The 3147-nt window shown below is 44.0% G+C and carries 3 protein-coding genes and 1 pseudogene; 3 read left to right on the forward strand and 1 reads right to left on the reverse strand.

What is annotated here, in order from left to right; translation table 11 throughout:
* The first annotated feature begins 242 nt into the window (after positions 1-242).
* Genes KGF65_RS16425 through KGF65_RS16435 form a run of 3 tightly spaced genes read left to right on the forward strand, consistent with a single transcriptional unit; the run spans position 243 to position 2887 of the window.
* Positions 243-986 (forward strand): ABC transporter ATP-binding protein, encoded by a 744-nt coding sequence (locus KGF65_RS16425; RefSeq protein WP_003581836.1) that lies wholly within the window; start codon positions 243-245, stop codon positions 984-986.
* Positions 964-2211, forward strand: coding sequence for an ABC transporter permease (locus KGF65_RS16430; protein WP_027822874.1), 1248 nt, complete (start codon positions 964-966; stop codon positions 2209-2211). The genes KGF65_RS16425 and KGF65_RS16430 overlap by 23 nt, the downstream gene beginning before the upstream one ends.
* Positions 2212-2215: 4 nt before the next feature.
* A complete protein-coding gene (locus KGF65_RS16435; RefSeq protein WP_025025373.1) occupies positions 2216-2887 on the forward strand; it encodes a TetR/AcrR family transcriptional regulator in 672 nt (223 codons plus the stop codon).
* A gap of 103 nt (positions 2888-2990) precedes the next feature.
* On the opposite strand, the pseudogene KGF65_RS17360 reads toward KGF65_RS16435, so the two are convergent.
* Positions 2991-3147 (reverse strand): annotated as a pseudogene (locus tag KGF65_RS17360) (nicotinate phosphoribosyltransferase); the annotation flags it as partial.

Genomic DNA, 3147 nt, shown 5'->3' on the forward strand with positions numbered 1-3147 from the left:
ATATTAAAAAATCGGTAGGCTTAAACATTGCTAACGCTTATATCAGTGCTGCTATTTAATTAAAATGCGACATCCCAACAACGGGGTGGCGCATTTTTGTTTGCAATGCGGTGACAAATAGGCCGGAAACAAAATAAGTGAGTGATAACTCATTTTAATGTTGACAAACCGAGATGTACTGATTATACTAAGGCCATTAAGTGAGTGAGTATACACTCGTTTTGAGAAAGAGGGTTATTAAAATGGCAACGGATTATGTCATCGCCAAGCAGGTCAGCAAGCACTTTGGTCATCAGCAAGTGCTCAATCAGATTGATTTGACACTGCCGGCTGGAATGATTTATGGCTTGATTGGGCCATCAGGAGCTGGGAAGACCACCTTGATCAAGAGTATTTTAGGGATGGAAGCTGTGGATAGTGGCACTGTTAAAGTCATGGATACGGTGATGCCCAATAGGGCGGTAATGGCACAAGTAGGGTATATGGCCCAAAGTGACGCTTTGTATGAGACACTAACGGCCCGTGAAAACCTGACCTTGTTTGGGCAATTGATGAGCGTTCCAAAAATAAAGTTAGCACAAATGATTGATTATGCAGCCGGATTAGTTGATTTAACGTCCCAATTAGACAAGCGGGTCAGTGGCTATTCGGGTGGGATGAAACGGCGCTTGTCGTTGGCAATTGCCCTGATTCAGGATCCCCAATTATTGATTTTAGATGAACCGACCGTTGGGATTGATCCAGAATTACGGCAACAAATTTGGACCGAACTAAATAAGCTCAAGGATACCGGTAAGTCGATGCTCGTGACAACGCATGTCATGGACGAAGCAGAACGGTGTGATTATCTCATGTTGATTCGGCACGGGATTGCGCTTGCTGAGGGGACACCCGCGGCACTGAAACAACAGTATGCAGTAGATACGATCGAACAGGTCTTTTTGAAAGCGGGGCGGATGCAAGATGCGAACGATGGCAATCGTTAGACGAGTTTTTAAGCAAATGTTACGTGATAAGCGTACCTTGGCGCTGATGTTTTTGGCACCATTGCTGATTATGACGCTGATGTATTTCTTATTTCAAAACAACACGACGCAATTAGCAAGCTTGGGTGTTCATCATGTAGACCAATCCGTGGTTAACGTGATCGATACCAAAAACGTGACGATTCATCATTATGATAGTTCACAGGCACGGAAAATGATTAAGCAGCATGATCTAGATGGCTATTTGACTCAGAAAAATGGTCAATTGACGATTACTTATTCAAATAGCAATCCAACCAACACGTCTTTAATTAAGGCGAGTTTACAATCAGGATTAGTCAAGTTGAAAATGAAGACGCTGGTGACCGTTACTAAGAAACAGCGCGCGGCCCTTGAATCGCAACAAGCCGCTTTGAAGAAGCTGACAGCAGCCCAGACACAAGCAACGGTGACCAAGCTGAAGACTGCCATTGCACAAGCCCAGGCACGCGGTGACCAGGCAACTGCTGAGAAATTACAAAAGCAACTCAAGCAAGCCACAGCCACGACGTCTAGTTCGACTCAGTCAGCTAAAGCAACCAGTTATACGACTAAGTCTCATTATATTTATGGTAGTAGTGATTCAACGTTCTTTGAAAGCTTTTTGCCAGCCTTTCTCGGTTTCTTTGTCTTCTTCTTTGTGTTCTTGATTTCTGGCGTTTCACTTTTGAATGAACGCACTACTGGAACCCTAAGCCGGCTACTTGCAACCCCAATTCGACGGAGTGAAATTATTATGGGCTATCTAATTGGTTATGGGGGCTTTGCCATCATTCAGACTGTCCTGACCGTTGTTTTTACAATTACGGTCTTCAAGATTCACTTAGTTGGTAGTATTTGGCTGGTCTTTCTGACTAACTTATTATTAGCGTTAGTGGCTTTGACCTTGGGTATCTTTATTTCCACCTTTGCTAACTCAGAATTTCAAATGATTCAGTTTATTCCACTGATTGTTGTACCACAAATCTTTTTTGCTGGGTTGGTTCCAGTCGATGGCATGGCCAGTTGGTTGCAAGCAATTGCCCACATCATGCCGTTATACTATGGTGCTAATGCGTTGACGGCTGTTGTGACAAAGGGTGCTGGGCTTGGCGATATTGGTGTCAATTTGTTAATATTAGTAGGGTTTATGGTCGTACTAACAATGTTGAATATTGTTGGAATGAAACGTTATCGGAAGGTGTGAGGATATGGAACGACCACGGATACGGGATTATTTTCAACAGGATCTAAGTCAGAATGAAACGATTACACCTAAGCAACGGGCCATCCTCCAGGCAAGTCTCGATTTGTTTGCTGAAAAGGGTTTTGACCAGACCAGTACTAGTGATATTGCACAACGGGCCGGCGTTGCGGAGGGGACGGTCTATCGGCGGTATAAGACTAAGGCTGCCTTACGGGATGCCATCTTAGCACCAATTACCGCGCACATTGTGCCAATCTTAGCGAGTGATTTTTCAGAGGATAAATTACGGCAGCGTTATCCCAGTCTACAGGCATTCGTCACAGCAATTTTTACGGACCGAGTTGCATTTGCTAAAGCTAACGTGAAAGAGTTAAAGGTCATTTTTGAAATGGTAGCTTTTGACACCGAACGACGCGAACAGATTCTTAGCCAGATTGCGCCTAAGATGGTCAAGCAGATGGGAAGTGTCATAAATCAACTAAAAGCAGATCATTTGATTGTGGATTGGCCGAATGATTTGATACTGCAAAGTTTGTTATCGCAGCTATTCGGTTACCTAGCGCAGTTAATGCTGGAATTGCCGGGAACTGAAATTGAGCGCGAACAAGCGTATTTGATTACGGTGATGACCAAAATATTGACCCCGGGTGAACATGATCAAATTACTGGTCAGTGAGCTAACTGTTACTTGATATAAACTAAAGCCACTTCTGTACTTAGCGGTCATTTGAACGCTAAGTACAGAAGTGGCTTTGGTCGTTGCTACGCGTGTTCGTTTGTTAATCTGCTAGTATCGTCATTTTATTCAACAAACTAGTTTGTAACTGGCTGAGTGTGGTCGTCATGTAGACCGGGTAAAGATCTGGGTTGACGAGCCGCTGGGTTGTTCGTGGGAGCTCGGCAAGTTTAGCCTGGGTCGTTGCCTGAATGGTTGTA

It is taken from the genome of Lactiplantibacillus sp. 30.2.29, from assembly GCF_018991255.1.
Lineage (GTDB): Bacteria > Bacillota > Bacilli > Lactobacillales > Lactobacillaceae > Lactiplantibacillus > Lactiplantibacillus pentosus.